Consider the following 18,380-nt stretch of genomic DNA (forward strand, 5'->3'; position numbering starts at 1 on the left):
TCCTTTTATAACAATGTACTTTTTTTATTAGGTTTTTGCAATCCCTTTTTCCAAATTAAAGGTTCGTAAATTTTTCGCATTGTTTTTGCAACACTGTCTAAATCTTGCCTTTTTAAAACATAGTCAGATACTTCTTTTGCCTGTTGTATAGAATTTTTCATAGCAATACTTAAATCTGCTGACTTCAGCATCTGTATATCATTTTTGTTACTACCAAATGCTACTGTTTTTGTAATACCTAAACGTTGCTTTAATGTTTCTACCATAAATTGTTTTGTAGCATTTTTATGATATATTTTTAAATGACAATAATCTTCTGGTGTTTCAGAACTATCTCTCAAAAAAAGCAATTCTTCACCATATTGCTGTTGTTTTAATTCCTTTTCTATAATATCAATATTTTCTATAGTATCTACTAAAAGAAAATAAACAACATCACCATCTTCCGGAAATTCTCCATAAACATAATTTCTATAAGGTGATTTTCTCATATCTAAATATAGTTTTGCTTCTACATCATTATGAAATGTACCATAAAATATAAGTAATGCATCCTCTAATACCAAATTAACAAAATAATGTTTTCCCATTTGCTCAAATATTTTACACATTTTTTTTACAATTTCTAGCGGTATCGCCTGACAAGACAAATATCTCTTTTCATTAGTATCAAACAATACTGCTCCGTCCATAGCAATAACAGGTAATTTTAATTTCACATCTCCTAATACAGATAATAATGATGCTGGTGTCCTTTCTGTAGCTATAGTAATATTTGCACCATCTGCAATTAAATAATTCAATTCTATATTGGTATAAGCTCCCATTTTTCCATCTTCTCCTAAAAGAGAACCATCTAACCCTGTTACAAGAAGCATATCTTTTTCATGTCTTCTAGGTAATTGTATTCTATTGACACATAGTGACACTAATATACCTATAATTGTTTCTAATACTCTGTTAAACACAAAATAAAATAAACTTGTATTTGTATCATGTACAATGGTAATACTCATAAGTACTACACAAGACAAATAAGATGCTGTAGGCTTTTTTAACAAAAGCGTAATATATATTGTGGGAATAATAGAAAAAGATATAATAACATACTTTAGTAAAAACCAATCATAAGGAATACAGTTTTGTTCTATTGCCAAAACAATACTACCTACAAATGCTCCTACAAGAGTGCCTAATACTCTATTCCATGCTACTTTTCTGCTATTTTCTACTTGAGGCTGCATACAAAGTATTGCAGCAATTACAGAATAAAATGGGTCACCTTTTGCTCCTCTTATAGTATGAACAAAAAAACAAATTAAAACAGCTACTGCTGATTTTATCATTCTCATACCAATTTTAGGCATTACTATTTTCTTTTCTTTCATAAAGAAAGCCTTCCTTTCTTTTTATTTCATTAACTTAAAAAATTGTAACAAATGCAATGAAAACGGTCAAGTTTTTCTATAATGATTGTATGATTAAAAAATGAATATATTACAGCGTGTCGATAAAGTCGACACGCTAAGTCGAAAACAGTTTTCGACTTGTTTAAATAGAAGTATAAACAGCTTGTTCCATAGGCTTAAAAGCCTTGAAACTCGCTGTTTTCCTCAGGCAGGCAAAGCTCGCCTTGCGGATTAGTATGGGGAGTGCACTCCCCATACCCCTTGCTTTTTACGCAAAATGAGTTTTTTTGACAGACTGTATATTATTTACATCTAACAAATATAAAAAACTGTTTACAAAAAAAGTAAACAGTTTTTTTTCTATTTAATCATTTATATCTGTTTGTCCTGTACCAATAATAATTTTAATGTCTATACCATCAGGCAAAGAGCCATCGTCCATTTCTATTTTTGCATCTACAAAATAATCTTTTAAATCTTGCCCAATACCTGCCTCTTTTATTATAATACGAGTATGTTCTTCTTTTCCACCTGTATAAGTAGAAACTTCTGTAATAGTATATCCATCTGATTTTAATTTTTCACTTACTCTACCTGCTAGTCCTTGTGTATATCCTCCATTTGCAACTTCTATATTATACTCTTTACTATCACCTATCTGTTCTGTATCTTCTTCTAATCCAATACCATAGAATATTCTATTTACCATTTCTTTCGTATCTTCTTCATCATAAATATAATAAGAAATTCCATTTATATCTTGTGGTACACCTGGCAATGTTTCCATTTTAATTTTAGAAGCATCTACTGAATTGATATAATTTACATATTTTAAAGCATCTGACAATGTAACATCTGTTTCTACATCAGAATAAACCATTTTAATATAGTTTGGTATGTTTTTGATAATACTATCACTACTCATTACTTTTTGTGCAAATGCTTTTAAAAACTGCTGTTGTACTTCTACACGAGCAATATCTCCCATAGGATAATGTCTAAAACGTACAAGTTGTTCCGCTTTATCTCCATCTAATACTTGTTTCCCTTTTTTCAAATTGATATACAAATCTTGGTAAGGGTCTTCATAGTACATATTTTGAGGAACATCTACTTCTACACCACCAACAGTATCTACAATTTTTCTAAAAGCATTCAAATCTACTTTTACATAATGGTCTATTTCTACTCCTAACATATGCTCTAATTGTTTTACAAGCACCTCAGGGCCATCTTCTTTACCTGCATAAGCGTGTACAGCATTCAATTTTGTAGGTGATTGATAGTATTTATTTTGTTTTTCCATATAATTTACAACATCTGGTGCAAATTTTACTCTAGTATCTCTAGGCATAGATACTAAATTTGTCATTTGTTTTTCACTATCAAAATGTACTACAAACATAACATCTGTTCTTGTACCATCACCATCTACTCCAAACACTGCTACATTAATTTTTAAGTTCTTTTTTTTCAAGGCGTCTAAAAAACTGGTATCTTTTGCATTACTAGAAACTGGTTTATCTTGTGCTTGTTGCTTTGCTGTAGGAAATCCTCCTGTTATTTTGTAATAAGCAAATGCAGCACCGCCTGCTCCAATACAAAAAATAAGTAATGTAGTAAATACAATTTTAAAAAATGTAGCAATTAACCCAGGCTTTTTTTTCTGCTTTTGTTTTGGCATACCTCTTTGAGAAAAAGACTCTTGTCTTCCTCTTTTTTTGTTGGCATACCTATCCATTCTTTTACCCATTTTTCTCCACCTTTATTTTTGTGTTTTACAGAATTGACTACTTTTATTACTGTTCATTATTATACAATATTCTCTGTTGCTCATTGTCACTTTTTTGCTCTTGTTCTTTTTCGCTATATTGTTCTATTTCTGTATTTTCCTCAGCTTCATCATTCTCTTTCGTTTCACTATTTTCTTGTGTTTGCTGTTCGTCTTCAACACCATAAAATACTCTATCTACTAGCTCTTTTGTACCTTGTTCATCATGGTCAAAATATGCACCACCTGTTCCAGGTATCGTTTCCATAGTAATACTATTTATATCAATATCTTTAATATATTTTGCATATTTTAAAACATCTTTTAGTGTTGCATCTGTTTCTATGTTCTCCCAAAGTACCTGTGCAATACTTGGCAGATTACTCAGTATTGTTGATGTAGAACTCACTTTCTCCAAAAGTGCCTTCATAAAGTCCTGCTGTACTTGTATTCTTTTTAAATCTTTTTGAGCATATCCTTCTCTAAAACGCACAAGTTGTTCTGCTTTATCTCCATCAAGATGCTGATAACCAGGCTGTAAATCAATATATAAATTTTGATAAGGGTCATTATAATACAGTCGTTGTTCTACCTCCATATCTACACCACCTACTGCATCTACAATGTCATGAAAAGCATCTAAATCTATTTTTACAAAATAATCTATATCAATTCCCAATAAATTCTCTAACATAGTTACAGAAAATTCATTTCTGTATTCCTCTCCTGCATAAGCATGTACTTCTGTCAATTTACATTGCCCTTTTACACCATTTCTATAAGGAACAAATTTTTTTCTTTGTTCTAAAGAGGCTATCATATCATCTGTCATTACTACACGAGTATCTCTTGGAACAGATACAAACTGTATTTTTTTAGTATCTTCATTAAACGAAACTACAAAATTGACATCTGTTCTAAAACCATCATTATCTACACCAAATACTGCTACATTGATTGGTTTTGCAGGTTCTGATATTTCTTGTTTCGTTAACTGTTCTACTTTTACTGGTTCTGGATTGATTGCTTTTTTTGTATGGTCTTTTGCAATGCCATCTTTTCTTAATGCCATACGAAATCCTACAGCCCCCAAACATACCATAACAACAAGCAACAACAAAGAAAAAAATAATTTTTTTCTTCTTTTTTTCTTTTTATATTCGTATCTTTTCATTCTTGTTCCATTCACAACAATTCTCCTATATACTATACCAATTACTTTACACCCACTCATTTACAATATAAGCCACTCCTGCATAAAATGCTTTATATTGCAATTTACTGTTTTTTATTATAGCAAAGTTCAAAATACAATACAATATTTTTTAAAAAAAACATTGTTATGATATAAAATATTAAGAAAATTGTTAAATAGTTTTGATTTTACAGTTATAACAGTTGTTGTAACAGCTTTAAACTTTTTATTTTATTTTTTGGTCAAATAATTTATAATATTGCCAACCTGCTAAATAATCTATTTTTATACTTTCTCCTTGTGTAACTTCTTCTTTATATTTTCCGTTTCCTTCTATATAAGCACCTTGTGTAATAACAGGTATCTCTTTTCTCATATTATTTACATAGTCATACAGCGGAGAAAGCCCTTCTAGTCCTAATAATTCCATTGTCATAGCTCCTAAACAATGAGCACTTATAATATTTTGTTTTGGTAGTGCTATTTTTTGTTTGTTTTCCAATATTTTAGTACTACTTTTAGCACTTTCATTTTGCCAAATAAAATATGGTGTTTCATAAATAGCAAGTTTCTGTTTTGTTGTTCCTTCTATATCAATGTCATAATCCAATATTTCAAAAAAGTCCATTCCGTTGGCAAATCCTGGCAAATGGTCACCAAAATATATTAACACAACAGGTTCATCTAATCTATCTAATTCTGTTACTAATTTTTCAATTTCTTCATCTGCATCTTTTACACCGTTAAAATAATTGTAAAGCATATTTTTTTCTTTTGAAGTTAAAAAAATATCTGTATCAAAATTTTGTTCTGTTTCATTATATTTGTCTTGATAAGGTCCATGATTTTGTATTGTAACTGTAAATGAAAAAAGTGGCTTGTCGCTTTGTTGTATATGTTCCTTTAATGTATATAATATTGTATCTATTGTTGCCTGTTCACTAATATAGCCTCCTTTACTTTGCCCATGTGGGTCAAATGAAGACAGATGTATAAAATTATCAAAACCAAAATAAGGATAAACATTATAGCGATTATAAAACCAAAAATAGCCAGGGTGTATAGCTAATGTATCATAACCAATTTGTGATAGCCTTCTTGGCAAAGCATCGAATTTTTTTCTAACAAAATCATAAGATGGAGAGGTATTATTCAAATATCTTGTAGGACAAGCTGTAAGCACATCATATTCTGTATCAGAAGTACCTCCTCCAAAATTTGGTACTACAATATGTCCTGCTATAGTATCTTCTTGACTTATAATTTCTTTATATGTTTTCATAGGGTCAACATAATTAGAAAAATCAATATGTTTGTTTATACTTAAATCAGAATAAGCTTCACCCATTATCATAATAATGTTAGGTAAATTTTCTGTTTGTTTTTCATTGATAGCAGGTGGCTGTTCTAATTGAGCATACTGCATTTCGTTGTAGCCATTTGGCTTTTTAATTTTCATGCTATTGACATTATGAAAAAAACAATATACAAAACCTTTTGAATTATATTGATTTACTGAAAAATAAATATTTCCTAAAACAGGATATTTAATATATTCTCTTTCATTAGCATAGTACATATGATTTACAACAATACCTACAATCATTACTACAACAATACCACCTATTCTAATTTTTGTACGCATCTTTTTATTTTGAGATAGTAGTAGCACAAGCAATAACACCAATAAAAACAAACGTATTTTTGATTGTATTTCCTCCAATGTCACTACATCAAAGCCTTCTATAATTCCCATCACTTCTCTTATTAATTTAATATCTGAAGGAAGTACAGGGTCTTGTCTCATTTCTATTTTCATACTGTTTGCAAAAGCAAGACTATAAAAAGTACCCCCCCACAATACTATACTAAAAAGTGTATGGTTTGTAATAAAATAAAAAAGTAGTATCAGTAAAAATATAGGTAAGCAATTCAGCCAAAATAAAAATGGATAATTTTCTAAATTTTCCTGAAAAAATAATAATTCTTCTTCTGTTGCTGACAAATTTAATGACATTACTGTTTCTGCTATTTTGATAGAACAATAACAAATTAATACTATGGACAATATATGTCCTATTACAATTCTTTTACTGAAAACATCTCTAATTCCTTTTATAATTGAACTCATTTTCACTCTCCTACTATTTTTCAACGAATAAACACAAAAACATCACTTTATTATAGTTTTAAAAAACAATAAACATAATATTTTGTAACAGCATTGTTTTTTTATCTATTTTAAACAAATAGCTTTTTATTATGTTAAATTAATTTAAAATAAATGTAAAGCTTTTCTTTATCACTACAATTCAAGTAGTTTTTCCATATTAAAGTACAATATAGTACTTCTATTATTTTTTATTAAAAAAGTATTGACAAATATTTTAATTTATTGTATTATAACTCTTGTCTTTATTTTAAATATTTTGTGAGCATAGCTCAGCTGGATAGAGCGTCTGACTACGGATCAGAAGGCCGGGAGTTCGAATCTTCTTGCTCACATCAAAAAACACATTGTTTTTATGACAATGTGTTTTTTTTATTTATTATTTTAATAACAATAATAAAAAATCCCCTTGAGTATTCAAGGGGTAAAATATGCGGATAACAGGAATCGAACCTGCACCCTCTCGGACTGGATTCTAAGTCCAGCGCGTCTGCCAGTTCCGCCATATCCGCACAAGTATTTATTATACTATATTAGTAAGTACCTACTGTTTTTTAGACAATAGGTACTTATTTAATATTTCATAAAAGTGAACCAGGAGGGATTCGAACCCCCGACCCACGGCTTAGAAGGCCGTTGCTCTATCCAACTGAGCTACTGATCCAAAAAAAAGAAAGCGGGTGATGAGAATCGAACTCACGTGTTCAGCTTGGAAGGCTGACGTTCTACCATTGAACTACACCCGCATAAAAATGAACCAGGAGGGATTCGAACCCCCGACCCACGGCTTAGAAGGCCGTTGCTCTATCCAACTGAGCTACTGATCCAGAAAGAATAAAAGCGGGTGATGAGAATCGAACTCACGTGTTCAGCTTGGAAGGCTGACATTCTACCATTGAACTACACCCGCAAAATAAATACTATAATCAACGAAAAACATTATGCCATATTTTAAACACAAAGTCAATACTTTTTTTTAAATTTTTTAAAAAAAGTATTCATACTGAAAAACATATGAATACTTTTTATACAATCAGCCTTTTCTTAAAAATGTCTGAGAGTCAATATATTCCATTATAGAGCCATAAAACATACCATTTTGAGCAATTTCTAATACACCAAATGTAGGTTGTGGAACACCTCTAGGAAGGGAAATGCTACCAGGATTAAATAGCATTACGCGTCCTTTATTGTCATTTACAGGACTATGTGTATGTCCAAAAAGCACTGCATCTGCTCCCTCTTGTTCTGCCCAATAAGATATTGTATCATAACTCCAATACACCTGCTGCATATGTCCATGTGTTAAAAGTAATTTTTTTCCATGTATTGTCAGCATTAATTTATTAGGAGCTTTATCACCAAAGTCATTATTTCCTCTTACAATGTAAAAAGGTAAATCGGGATATTCTGTTTGTAAATCTGTTGCATCACAAGCATGGTCACCCAAATGAATAACACCATTCATATATTTACCAATACGATTAAGCACATCTCTGGCATTTGCTAAATAGCCATGTGTATCACTGAGAACCAATAATTTCACTGTTTCATCTCCTCCTGTTGCATTAATAATTGTTTCATTTTTTGGAGTGCTTTACCCCTATGACTAATAGCATTTTTTTGTTCTGGAGGTAATTGTGCTGTTGTTTTGCCTAGTTCTGGCACAAAAAATATAGGGTCATAGCCAAAGCCATTTTCTCCCTGTATTTTATGTGCAATACTACCTTCTATAGTATCTATGGCAGTAAGCACTTTTCCATTAGGAAATGCTGCCGCAATAGCACATACAAATCTTGCTGTTCTTTGTTTTTCAGGCACATCTTTCATTAAATGCAGTATATGATTATTTTTTTCAATATAAGGAGTATTCTCTCCTAAATATCGTGCAGAATAAACTCCAGGTTTTTTATCTAAAAAATCAATTTCCAAACCAGAGTCATCTGCAAGTGTAATTTTGCCAGATACTTTTGAAATTTCAGAAGCTTTTTTTATAGCATTTTCTTCAAATGTTTTACCATCTTCTACAACATCTACTGTAATTCCTATGTCATACATAGAAACAATTTCAAAAGGCAAATCTAACAATATCTGTTTTACTTCTTTTATTTTTCCACTATTTTTTGTTGCAAATACAATTTGTTCCATATTCATTTACTTCCTTTTCTTGTTGTATTGTATCATACCTATATTTCATATCCATTATTATACAATGAAAATAATGAAATGAACAGAATGTATTTTCAAAGGCTTGTACTTTTCTTGGAATACATAAAAGCATTACCGCAACAATAACACCAATTCGAAACAGTTTCATATTACATCACCTCTTAACTATGATTGTAAAAGAGCATTAAAATGTGTACAATATTTTTTAAAAGCAAATTTTTACAGAAAATTACAACTAAAGTATTGTTTTTATTTAAAAATAAGAAAGTGTTTGTAATTATTTGCGTTATTTGTTATAATGAAAATTGAGAGATTTTAGCAACGAGGTAATTTTTTTGAGTATAAAATATAGAAAAATATTACAGGAATTATAAAGTAATATATTAGCAAAAAAAATACAATCAAATAAAAAAATTACCTACATTTAAAGAAGACTTAATAAATCAACATCAAGTCAGTAGAACAACTATTCGTAAAGCAATTTCTATATTAGTCTAGTCAGCAATGGATATATTTATCAAATACAGAGTAGTGGCATATTTTTAAAAATATCTGTACTAAAAGGGTATCTAAGTTTAGAAAATTTAAGGGGGTTGACAAGAGATTATACTAATAAAAAAGTAGAAATTAATATTTTAGAATTAAAATTAGTACCAGCAGAAAAACAAAAGTCTGTTATTAATGAAATTATAATATCAATGCTCCTTTATATTTTTTAAAAAGAGTAATATTAGTAAATAGAAACCCTTTTATAATAAAATGTATCTATTTTGACAAAAAAATAGTTCCTTAATACAAATGAAAAGATTGCTAAAAAATCAATATATAGCTATATTATAAATGATTTAGGACATAACATAGGATTTGCAAACAAAGTAATTTATACAGACAAATGGAATAAATAAAATGCACAATATTTTTATTTACAGAAAGGGAGAACAAACTTTTATTATAGACAATACAAAATTTCTAAGTACAAGAGAAGTGTTTGCAATATCCACTTCTATACATAATTACAAAAGTACAAAATTTTAAAAATTAAATAAAAAAGTATTTAAAAATAGATAAATTTATGTATTTAATTAACATTAATTCTATCAAAAGGTATACTTTTTGACAAAGTTTACCATGCTTTTATAAAGATACATTTATACTAATTTTTATATCTTTACTACAATAGGATTTGTTTAAATTGTTCAAAAAAATTTTTGAAAATTTACAAAAGGTGGAAAAAATCTATTTCTTCAAAAAGTATACCTTTTAAGGCAAACTAATAATATAGTTATTCATTGCAAAAAACATTATTTTTCAAAATATATTATTTATTTTTTAATTCGTTGATGTTACATTAATAAAGTAATATAATATAATAAAAATAAAATGTACTATGATGGGGGAGATAACATTGTTTAAAAATCAAAATGACGAAAACATGGAAAACGCAGAAATTGTACAAAAGCAAACAAAAAAAAGTACTAAAGGAACAACAAAATACCAAATACTGAAGGGTTATTTAATGATAACATCTATTACAGTACTTGTAGTGGTAGTGTTATTTGCCTTTCAAGCTTTAATATACGGCAGATACAAAGTTGTTTCTGAAAGTTATACTTCAGAAAATATTTCAAAAGATATGGTTTCTGCTCACTATGATTGGGTATTAAAATTAACAAATGCTTTGCATACAGGAGAAAGATTTGAAGGAAATCTTGACCCAAATACTTGTTCATTTGGCACATGGCTCTCAGAAAATGAAGCAAAAATTACAGATAATGAAATTGCAAGCAGAATTAAACTCATTAAAGAAGTACACGCTGAAATACATGCTTTTGCTAGTGATGTCAATACTTTAAATGCAGAACAAAGATTAGAAAAGTACGATGAATTTATTACATCATATGAACCAAAAGTGAATACATTGATTGATAACTTAAGAGGAATTGCTAACAGATATACTTTTATAGCACAAGAAGCTGCAGATGCACTAAGTATGCTTCTTTTGATTTCTATTATTTTTATATTAATATTAACAGTAATTGCTATTGTTGTAAGTGCATATTTAGCAAATTCTACTTCTACAAAAATATCAGCTCCTATGACTTCTATAGCTGCATGGTCAAAAGAGCTTTCAGAAGGTGCTGATACACTAGATTTCAATTTTGATTATGGTGATATTGATGAAAATAATGAAATTGCTATTATGATTGATTCTTTTAAGCAACTTGCAAACAGTATACAAGAAAATGTTAGAGTCGTAAAACGTGTTGCAGATGGTGATATGACTGTTTTTGTTGATATTCGTTCTAGTAAAGATACTTTAGGAAAAAATTTATATAGAATGGTACAAAGCAACGATGCACTTTTTTCAGAAATATTAAGGGTAGCACATAAAGTAGCAGAAGGTTCTACTTACATCGCAAACGTTAGTCATCAATTAGCAGAAAGTGCTCATGTACAGGCACAAACAGTAAATGAATTATCTTCTTCTATTAACAACGCTGCAGATTTGATAAGCAAAAGCTCAGAACATATGGCAGAAGCTTCTTCTATTTCTGATATTATTAAAACAAATGCACAAGAAAGTAATGAAAAAATGAATGTGCTTGCGGGCTCTGTAGAAGAAATGAAATTAGCATCACAAAAAGTTTCACAAGTTATTAAAACAATAGATGATATTGCTTTCCAAACGAGTATACTTGCATTAAATGCTTCTGTGGAAGCTGCAAGAGCAGGAGAAGCTGGAAAAGGGTTTGCTGTTGTAGCAAACGAAGTAAGACAGCTAGCTTTAAAAAGTACTGTAGCTGCAGATGAAAGTAAAACATTAATTCAAAATACTATTGATAAAGCAGTCATGGGAAGTAAAATTTCTGTAGAAGCATTAACTATGTTTGAAACAATTGTAGGTGAAATCAATAATATTACTTCTATTATACAAGAGGAATCTATATCTTCTGCTACACAGTTAGAATGTATAGAAGATATCAGAGCAAATATTGCAGGTATTATGAGAGAAACATCAAGCAATGTTGATATTAGTAAAAATTCTGCAAATTCCAGTAAAGAAATGCAGACAAATGCAGATTTACTTAAAGCAGAAATGGAAAAATTCAATTTAAGACAACGTCAGCCAGGTAAAGCTTATATTCCACCAGAAAAACAAGGTGACTATGAATTTATCAAAAAGGCACAAGAAGATTATGATAGAACACAAGAAACAGGACAATTCCATTATAATTATGACGAATAAAAAAGGGCTTATGCCCTTTTTTATTCTGTTGGTTTCTATTATTTATATTATTAAATTAATATTTCTTGTATTATTTTTATTTTTTGCTTTTATAGCATGAATTTCTTTTATTTTGTTTTGTTGTTGTTTTTTCTGTTTTATTGCTTCTTCTTTTTTCTGTTGTACTTTTTTATTTTCTAATCGTTTTGTTTGTTCTTCTTTCAGTTCTTTCCACCCTTTTACATCATTACCTGAAGTAACTGTTGTAGAAGCTATCATTGTTATATTTCCTGTACTATCAATACTCCAACTTTCTGAATAATCTACTAATTTTGCACCTATAGCAGTTGCATTTGATTTTGCATTTATATAACCACTTCTACAACTTTCATTATAAAAAGAAAGATTTTGTTCTAATTCTTTCGCTTTTTCACTATTTTTTGCACATTCTTTTAAATATGCTCCTGATATTGTTACACTTCCATTTTTTACACAATTATATTTTTTAGACAGATAATCAGAATAATCAGAAACATTACTACTTTTTGTATTTTCTAGCTCTGATTTTTCTGTTACTTGACTTTTGTTTGAAACATATGGATTTTGATACAAATTACTTTGATAATTTCCAATTACTGTAATCGCCATTAGTATTCCCCTTTCCTATTGTACTATATTTGCTACATTTTTATGTCACTTTATACACCAAATATTTTATAAAATATATCGACCTATATTTCATAAACTTAAACATTATGATATAAAGTTTATGATTTTAATTCTACAAATTTATTTGCTATTTTTTGTGTAAAAGCAGCATCATGTTCTACAAACAACATAGTAGGCTGATATTGCAAAAGAAGCGTTTCTATTTGTATACGAGAAAGTACATCTATAAAATTAAGAGGTTCATCCCATATATACAAATGGGCTTTTTGACAAAGGCTTTTTGACAAAAGTACCTTCTTTTTTTGTCCTCCACTAAAATCTTCTATTTTTTTATCAAACTGTTCTCTTGAAAAACCAAGTTTTCTTAATATCCCTAAAAATAGACTATACTCTATATCTTCCTTTTCTGCATACTGTTGTAATGTGCCTTTTAAAACACTTGTATCTTGACTAACATAAGAAATATTTAATCCACTTCCTTTTTGCATTTCTCCCTCAAAAGCAATTTGTTCTCCTAATATCCATTTTAAAAGACTTGTTTTTCCTGTGCCATTTTTTCCTTGTAATGCTATTCTATCGCCCTTTTGTATAGAAAAGCTAACAGGTTCAAATACTTTTTTTTGCCCATAATACAATGACACATTTTTACACTCTAGTAGTGTCTGTTTATGATACTGTAAAGGGGACAATTTTAAGTTTTCTTCTTTCTCTACATTTTGAAGTAATTTTGATTTTTGTTGTATTGCTTTTTCTTTTCTGTTGGTAATGGATAGAGAACGTTTCATCATCTTTGCTGCTTTATGACCTATATGTCCCTTATCAGGTTTTATACCAGAACTATCTCTACCTATCTTTTTTGTTTTTTCCACTTTATTAGACCAATCTGCTGTTTTTTTTGCTGCTGCTGTTAATGTTTTAATTTCTCTTTTTAATTTTTCATTTTCTGTTAGCTCAAAAACATCTTGTCTTTGTTTATTTTGCTGCCAAGTGCTGAAATTGCCTTTTTGCAAATCAATATTTTGTTTATTAATAGAAAGTATATGGTCTATAACATCATCTAAAAACTGCCTATCATGACTAACTATCAAAAATCCCTTTTTACTTTTTAAATAGTTACTTACTGTTTTTCGTCCTAAACTATCTAAATGGTTTGTAGGCTCATCAATAAGCAAAAAATGATTTTCTCTTAAAAATAATACTGCTAAAAGCACCTTTGTCTGTTCTCCATTGCTCAAACTATCAAATGCTCTCCACAACACATCTTCCTCTACTTCTAACAATGACAGTTCTTTTTTGATTTGCCAATACTCACATTCTGGTGCAATTTCTTCTATTATTTCAATAGTATTTCTTTGTTTTTGTGACACATCAAAAGGAAAATAATCAAATGCTACAGAAGCTGTAATGTTTCCTCTATATTCGTACTCTCCTAAAAGCAATTTTAAAAAAGTAGTTTTTCCTCTGCCATTTCTTCCTGTAAAACCTAATTTCCAATCTGTATCTAACTGTAATGAAACATCGTCAAATATGACATCATAGCTACCATCGTATCCAAATGTTAAATGAGAAATTTGTATCAAAGACATTACTATCTCCTCCTTACATCAAAAATACTTTACAGCAGCAAAAAAACACAAAAAAAATCTCTTGAGAAAATGCTCAAGAGATAACAATGTCCATACAAAAATATAATATTCATGTCATGTTATTTTACTGAGTTAACGTGTCATTTTCCTGCTGTATACAACAAAAGCAAGGCTCAATAAATAAAGCCCTTCTTTTCATAATACAATTATTATCTGCAAGAAAATGTAATTATCACACTGTCAACTCCTTTTTTAAAATATTACATTTATCATATCAAAACAATATTATATTGTCAATACCAAACTTTATCATTTACTTGTTATTGCTATTAACATACTATATAATAAAATATAGGAGGTATACACTATGCTAATTACAGATGGAAAAAACTATATCAATGAAGTACGTAATCTCATTACAGAATATACACAAATGTTAGATAGAGATTTGACATTTCAAAATATTACAGAAGAATTAAAAGACCCTTCTAAAAAATATACACCACCAGAAGGAGAATTGCTTGTTGCTATTGAAAAAGAAAAAGTAATTGGAATGATTGCTTATCATAAACATTCCTCAAAACGATGTGAAATGAAAAGGCTTTATGTCAAACCAGAATACAAGGGTATGAAATTAGGAGAACAGTTGATACAAAAAATTATAGAATTAGCAAAACAGTCAGGATATACTGAAATGGTTCTTGATACACTTGCACCTTTGCAATCCGCTATTTATTTATATCAAAAAATAGGCTTTCAACAGTGTGAACCTTATTACAACAACCCTATGAATGACGTCATCTATTTTAAAAAAACACTATAATATTTGATAAGGAGGAAAAATTATGCAGCATAAAGTAAAAGTGACTGTAATAGACAAAAAATTATATCCAGAATTACAATCAAAATACTGTGCAAACCCTAATTCAGGTATGTGTCCTTGTTATAACATAGGAGATGAATTTATATTTGAAAGATATGGTAGTGCAGACGATTTTTGGCATATGGGATTAAATACATTAAAACAAAGTGTCACTTCACAACATACTACAGCAGGAGGAAATCGTTTTCCTCATTGTTCAGAAGCATGGGACGCCATAAGTAGATACATCTATACAGCATTACAAGGTGGCTCTATTATGAGAGGCTGGATGAATGACGAAAGAGTAATGATTGCCTGTTGTTCTGATGGCACAAGGCCTGTAATATTTAAAATTGAGCGTTTGGATTATAAAGCAGTATATATTAACGGAATTTGTTCTGATACAGACTATGCCAAAATAAAACAGTCATTAAAAAAAATAACATCTGTAACAAATATAACATTCCAAAATAATGAACTACATCAAGAATATATTGAAGTATTTGTTGACAACAATATAGATAATCATTTGATTGAAAATGCTATAAACAGTTGTGGGCAATATCAAGTATTACATATAGATTAAATAAAAGTCCCCTTGCAAATACACATAAATATGTATTTACAAGGGGACTATTTTATTCTCTAATTTGGCCATTACCATATATAATATATTTTGTAGTTGTCAATTCTTTTAATCCCATAGGACCTCTTGCATGAAGCTTTTGTGTACTAATCCCTATTTCTGCACCAAAACCAAACTGTCCTCCATCTGTAAACCTTGTAGAAGCATTTACATAAACTGCTGCTGCATCAATTTCATTTAAAAATCTTTGTGCATTGGTATAATTTTCTGTTACAATGGCTTCAGAATGTCCTGTAGTATACTTTCTGATATGTTCAATGGCTTCATCAATATTTTCAACTACTTTTGCAGAAATAATATAATCTTCATACTCTGTTGCCCAATCCTGTTCTGTTGCTAAAACTGCACCTTCTACTAATTCCATAGTAGAATTATCTCCTCTAATTTCTACATTTTTAGACTGTAATGCTTTGCCAATTTCTGGCATAAATTTTTGTGCAATATTTTTATGTACTAACAGACTTTCGCAAGCATTACACACACCTGGTCTTTGTGTTTTGGCATTGATTACAATATTGGCTGCTTTTTGCAAATCTGCACTTTCATCTACATAAATATGACAATTTCCTATACCTGTTTGTATCACTGGAACAGTACTATTTTCTACTACATTCTTTATCAATCCCGCTCCACCTCTTGGTATAAGCACATCTAAATAGCCATTCAAACGCATCATTTCATTTGCAGTTTCTCTACTAGTATCTTTTACAATTTGTACACATTCTTTAGGTAATCCTTGTTTTTGAAGTGTTTGTTGGAATATCTCTACAATAATTTTGTTAGAGCCTATTGCTTCTTTGCCTCCTCTCAATATTACAGCACTTCCTGCTTTTAAACAAAGTCCAAAAGCATCTGCTGTCACATTAGGACGTGCTTCAAATATAATGCCTATTACTCCCATAGCTACTCTTTTTTGTCCTATAATCAGGCCATTGTCAAGTGTTTTCATAAATGTAACTTCCCCTACAGGGTCATCAAATGATGCTACTTGACGCAATCCTTCTGCCATAGAAAGTATTCTTTGTTCTGTTAATGTCAATCTATCAATAAAGGCACTTCTTACACCTGCTACTTTTGCTGCTTCTACATCTTTTTGATTTGCTAACAATATTTTATCCATACCTTCTATGAGTGCCTCAGCACTTTTCAAAAGTACAACATTTTTTACTGGCGTAGGTAATGTTGACAATGTAATGGCTGCCTGCTTTGCCTTTTTTCCCATTTCTAATAGTTCACTCATAATTTTACACTCCTTAATATAACAATATTCCTTTTTCTGTTACTACACCATCTAATGCAATATCTGTTACTACTAAAGCTTCTATTTTTTCTAATTGTTGTGCAGAAAATATAAATCCCATTTTTAAACCATATTGATATTTTGAAAAATAAGTATCATAATAGCCACCACCATAACCAATACGATTACCCATTTTATCTACAGCAAGTGCAGGCACTACAAAAAGACTTTTTTGTGTTGGTTCTGCCAAAACACTTTTTTCTTTATTTGGTTCTGGTATTCCCCATTGTAGTTCTGTTAGTTCTTCCAATTTATTCAAATATACAAAACTCATTTGTCTATTTTTTTCTGTAATAGGAACAGCTATTTTTTTTCCATCTTTCCAAATTTTTTCAAAAAAAGGTGTTGTTTCAACCTCTGTGTTCATTGAAACATAAGTAAATATAATATCTGCTTTATGATATTGACTTGTTTGCATAAAATGTTGCCATATCATAGCACTTTTTTGCTTTCTTTGTTGCTGAGAAAAACGATTTCTTATTTCAAGCATATTTTTTCTAATTATTTTTTTATCCATATATTATCCCTTTCTAGCTTTAAAAAAAGTTCCTACATCTTCACCTTCTATAATTTTATGTACTACTGTAGGGTCATCTCCCAATGCTACTATCATATTGACACCTGCTTTTTGACAAAGTTCTGCTGCCTGTACTTTTGTTTCCATACCTCCTACACTAAATTTAGAACCTTTTTGTCCTGCCATTTTGTGTATTTGTGCTGTTACTTCTGGTACAAAAGAAATTCTTTTTGCATCTGTATTTGTTTTAGGGTCTTTATCATAAAGTCCATCAATATCTGTAAGCAATATCAACAAATCTGCTTCTATCATATCCGCTACCATAGCAGAAAGATTGTCATTGTCACTAAATTCAATTTCATAAGTAGAAATTGTATCATTTGCATTGATAATAGGTACAATACCCAATTCTAAAAGTGTATGAAGTGTATTTAATGTATTGGTACGCCTTTGTTCATTTTCAATTTCTTCTTTTGTAAGTAATATTTGTGCAATCGCTTGATTATATTCTTTAAAAAAATTTTGATAAATTTGTATCAAAACTGCTTGTCCTACTGCTGCTGCTGCTTGTTTCTTTTTAATTTCTTTTGGTCTTTGTGCAAAAGAAAGACGTGTCGCTCCTACACCAATCGCTCCAGATGTGACAAGCACTACTTCTTTTCCTTGATTTACTAAATCAGATAACACCCAAGCCATACGCTCAATGCACTTTAAATTTAAACGCCCATTTTCATATGTCAGCGTAGAAGTACCTACTTTTACTACTATTCTTTTGCTTTGTTTCAATATTTCCCTCATAACATTTTCTCCTCTTTGCTGCTTTATTAATTTGATTGTTATTCTACTACAAATGTTATATT

Annotated in this window: 16 protein-coding genes and 6 tRNA genes; 5 read left to right on the top strand and 17 right to left on the bottom strand. The window is 29.8% G+C overall.

Annotation, left to right across the window (positions count from 1 at the left end):
* Positions 1-5: 5 nt before the first annotated feature.
* The 4 genes from C820_RS01360 to C820_RS01375 form a co-directional block, all read right to left on the bottom strand.
* The gene (locus C820_RS01360; RefSeq protein WP_004036006.1) at positions 6-1,388 is read right to left on the bottom strand and encodes an HAD hydrolase family protein; all 1,383 of its coding nucleotides are present in this window, start codon (positions 1,386-1,388) and stop codon (positions 6-8) included.
* A gap of 385 nt (positions 1,389-1,773) precedes the next feature.
* Complete coding sequence (locus C820_RS01365; RefSeq protein WP_004036005.1) at positions 1,774-3,162, bottom strand: LCP family protein; 1,389 nt, start codon at positions 3,160-3,162, stop codon at positions 1,774-1,776.
* Between the two features lie 46 nt (positions 3,163-3,208).
* A complete protein-coding gene (locus tag C820_RS01370; protein WP_035296163.1) occupies positions 3,209-4,369 on the bottom strand; it encodes an LCP family protein in 1,161 nt (386 codons plus the stop codon).
* 232 nt (positions 4,370-4,601) lie between these two features.
* Entirely contained in the window at positions 4,602-6,506 is a 1,905-nt protein-coding gene (locus tag C820_RS01375; RefSeq protein ID WP_004036003.1) for an LTA synthase family protein, read from the bottom strand.
* Positions 6,507-6,806: 300 nt separating this feature from the next.
* Between C820_RS01375 and C820_RS01380 the strand changes: the two genes are divergently transcribed.
* A tRNA-Arg gene (locus C820_RS01380) sits at positions 6,807-6,880 on the top strand.
* A 97-nt stretch (positions 6,881-6,977) separates the two neighbouring features.
* Here C820_RS01380 and C820_RS01385 read toward each other — a convergent pair.
* The 8 genes from C820_RS01385 to C820_RS01420 form a co-directional block, all read right to left on the bottom strand.
* A tRNA-Leu gene (locus C820_RS01385) sits at positions 6,978-7,057 on the bottom strand.
* Positions 7,058-7,135: 78 nt separating this feature from the next.
* Positions 7,136-7,209, bottom strand: a tRNA-Arg gene (locus C820_RS01390).
* Positions 7,210-7,220: 11 nt separating this feature from the next.
* A tRNA-Gly gene (locus C820_RS01395) sits at positions 7,221-7,291 on the bottom strand.
* A gap of 7 nt (positions 7,292-7,298) precedes the next feature.
* Positions 7,299-7,372 (bottom strand) — tRNA-Arg (locus tag C820_RS01400).
* Between the two features lie 12 nt (positions 7,373-7,384).
* Positions 7,385-7,455 (bottom strand) — tRNA-Gly (locus C820_RS01405).
* Positions 7,456-7,578: 123 nt separating this feature from the next.
* Positions 7,579-8,091 (bottom strand): metallophosphoesterase, encoded by a 513-nt coding sequence (locus tag C820_RS01410; protein ID WP_004036002.1) that lies wholly within the window; start codon positions 8,089-8,091, stop codon positions 7,579-7,581.
* Positions 8,088-8,693 carry an XTP/dITP diphosphatase gene (locus tag C820_RS01415; RefSeq protein ID WP_035296160.1) on the bottom strand — a complete coding sequence of 202 codons (606 nt, stop codon included), beginning with the start codon at positions 8,691-8,693 and terminating at the stop codon, positions 8,088-8,090. Before C820_RS01415 ends, C820_RS01410 begins: the two co-directional genes overlap by 4 nt.
* Positions 8,662-8,862, bottom strand: a complete 201-nt coding sequence (locus C820_RS01420; protein WP_004035999.1) for a hypothetical protein — start codon at positions 8,860-8,862, stop codon at positions 8,662-8,664. Before C820_RS01420 ends, C820_RS01415 begins: the two co-directional genes overlap by 32 nt.
* 445 nt (positions 8,863-9,307) lie before the next feature.
* Between C820_RS01420 and C820_RS14465 the strand changes: the two genes are divergently transcribed.
* Together C820_RS14465 and C820_RS01425 are read left to right on the top strand one after the other, a co-directional pair.
* Positions 9,308-9,433, top strand: a complete 126-nt coding sequence (locus C820_RS14465; RefSeq protein WP_279282598.1) for a hypothetical protein — start codon at positions 9,308-9,310, stop codon at positions 9,431-9,433.
* A gap of 686 nt (positions 9,434-10,119) precedes the next feature.
* Positions 10,120-11,961, top strand: a complete 1,842-nt coding sequence (locus C820_RS01425; RefSeq protein ID WP_004035996.1) for a methyl-accepting chemotaxis protein — start codon at positions 10,120-10,122, stop codon at positions 11,959-11,961.
* A gap of 42 nt (positions 11,962-12,003) precedes the next feature.
* Here C820_RS01425 and C820_RS01430 read toward each other — a convergent pair whose 3' ends face one another.
* Positions 12,004-12,588 (bottom strand): hypothetical protein, encoded by a 585-nt coding sequence (locus tag C820_RS01430; RefSeq protein WP_004035994.1) that lies wholly within the window; start codon positions 12,586-12,588, stop codon positions 12,004-12,006.
* A 119-nt stretch (positions 12,589-12,707) separates the two neighbouring features.
* A complete protein-coding gene (gene abc-f / locus C820_RS01435) occupies positions 12,708-14,195 on the bottom strand; it encodes a ribosomal protection-like ABC-F family protein (protein ID WP_004035992.1) in 1,488 nt (495 codons plus the stop codon).
* Between the two features lie 367 nt (positions 14,196-14,562).
* Between abc-f and C820_RS01440 the strand changes: the two genes are divergently transcribed.
* Positions 14,563-15,018, top strand: coding sequence for a GNAT family N-acetyltransferase (locus C820_RS01440; protein ID WP_004035988.1), 456 nt, complete (start codon positions 14,563-14,565; stop codon positions 15,016-15,018).
* Positions 15,019-15,040: 22 nt separating this feature from the next.
* On the top strand, positions 15,041-15,643 hold the full coding sequence (locus tag C820_RS01445) for a TIGR04076 family protein (protein ID WP_004035987.1): 603 nt from the start codon (positions 15,041-15,043) through the stop codon (positions 15,641-15,643).
* Between the two features lie 52 nt (positions 15,644-15,695).
* Here the strand turns inward: C820_RS01445 and C820_RS01450 are convergent, their stop codons facing one another.
* The 3 genes from C820_RS01450 to proB are packed head-to-tail and all read right to left on the bottom strand — an operon-like array spanning position 15,696 to position 18,318.
* Complete coding sequence (locus C820_RS01450; protein ID WP_004035985.1) at positions 15,696-16,943, bottom strand: glutamate-5-semialdehyde dehydrogenase; 1,248 nt, start codon at positions 16,941-16,943, stop codon at positions 15,696-15,698.
* Between the two features lie 13 nt (positions 16,944-16,956).
* Positions 16,957-17,520 (bottom strand): 5-formyltetrahydrofolate cyclo-ligase, encoded by a 564-nt coding sequence (locus C820_RS01455; RefSeq protein ID WP_004035983.1) that lies wholly within the window; start codon positions 17,518-17,520, stop codon positions 16,957-16,959.
* 3 nt (positions 17,521-17,523) lie between these two features.
* On the bottom strand, positions 17,524-18,318 hold the full coding sequence (gene proB, locus C820_RS01460; RefSeq protein ID WP_004035981.1) for a glutamate 5-kinase: 795 nt from the start codon (positions 18,316-18,318) through the stop codon (positions 17,524-17,526).
* Between the last annotated feature and the right edge of the window lie 62 nt (positions 18,319-18,380).

This window comes from Clostridium sp. MD294, assembly GCF_000364165.2.
GTDB lineage: Bacteria > Bacillota > Clostridia > Lachnospirales > Anaerotignaceae > Coprocola.

What these genes read in the sequence shown, in the direction of transcription:
- C820_RS01360 (WP_004036006.1), bottom strand. Translation starts at nt 1,388, where the DNA reads ATGAAAGAAAAGAAAATAGTAATGCCTAAAATTGGTATGAGAATGATA.
- C820_RS01365 (WP_004036005.1), bottom strand. Translation starts at nt 3,162, where the DNA reads ATGGGTAAAAGAATGGATAGGTATGCCAACAAAAAAAGAGGAAGACAA.
- C820_RS01375 (WP_004036003.1), bottom strand. Translation starts at nt 6,506, where the DNA reads ATGAGTTCAATTATAAAAGGAATTAGAGATGTTTTCAGTAAAAGAATT.
- C820_RS01415 (WP_035296160.1), bottom strand. Translation starts at nt 8,693, where the DNA reads ATGGAACAAATTGTATTTGCAACAAAAAATAGTGGAAAAATAAAAGAA.
- C820_RS01420 (WP_004035999.1), bottom strand. Translation starts at nt 8,862, where the DNA reads ATGAAACTGTTTCGAATTGGTGTTATTGTTGCGGTAATGCTTTTATGT.
- C820_RS01430 (WP_004035994.1), bottom strand. Translation starts at nt 12,588, where the DNA reads ATGGCGATTACAGTAATTGGAAATTATCAAAGTAATTTGTATCAAAAT.
- abc-f (WP_004035992.1), bottom strand. Translation starts at nt 14,195, where the DNA reads ATGTCTTTGATACAAATTTCTCATTTAACATTTGGATACGATGGTAGC.
- C820_RS01440 (WP_004035988.1), top strand. Translation starts at nt 14,563, where the DNA reads ATGCTAATTACAGATGGAAAAAACTATATCAATGAAGTACGTAATCTC.
- C820_RS01445 (WP_004035987.1), top strand. Translation starts at nt 15,041, where the DNA reads ATGCAGCATAAAGTAAAAGTGACTGTAATAGACAAAAAATTATATCCA.
- C820_RS01450 (WP_004035985.1), bottom strand. Translation starts at nt 16,943, where the DNA reads ATGAGTGAACTATTAGAAATGGGAAAAAAGGCAAAGCAGGCAGCCATT.
- C820_RS01455 (WP_004035983.1), bottom strand. Translation starts at nt 17,520, where the DNA reads ATGGATAAAAAAATAATTAGAAAAAATATGCTTGAAATAAGAAATCGT.
- proB (WP_004035981.1), bottom strand. Translation starts at nt 18,318, where the DNA reads ATGAGGGAAATATTGAAACAAAGCAAAAGAATAGTAGTAAAAGTAGGT.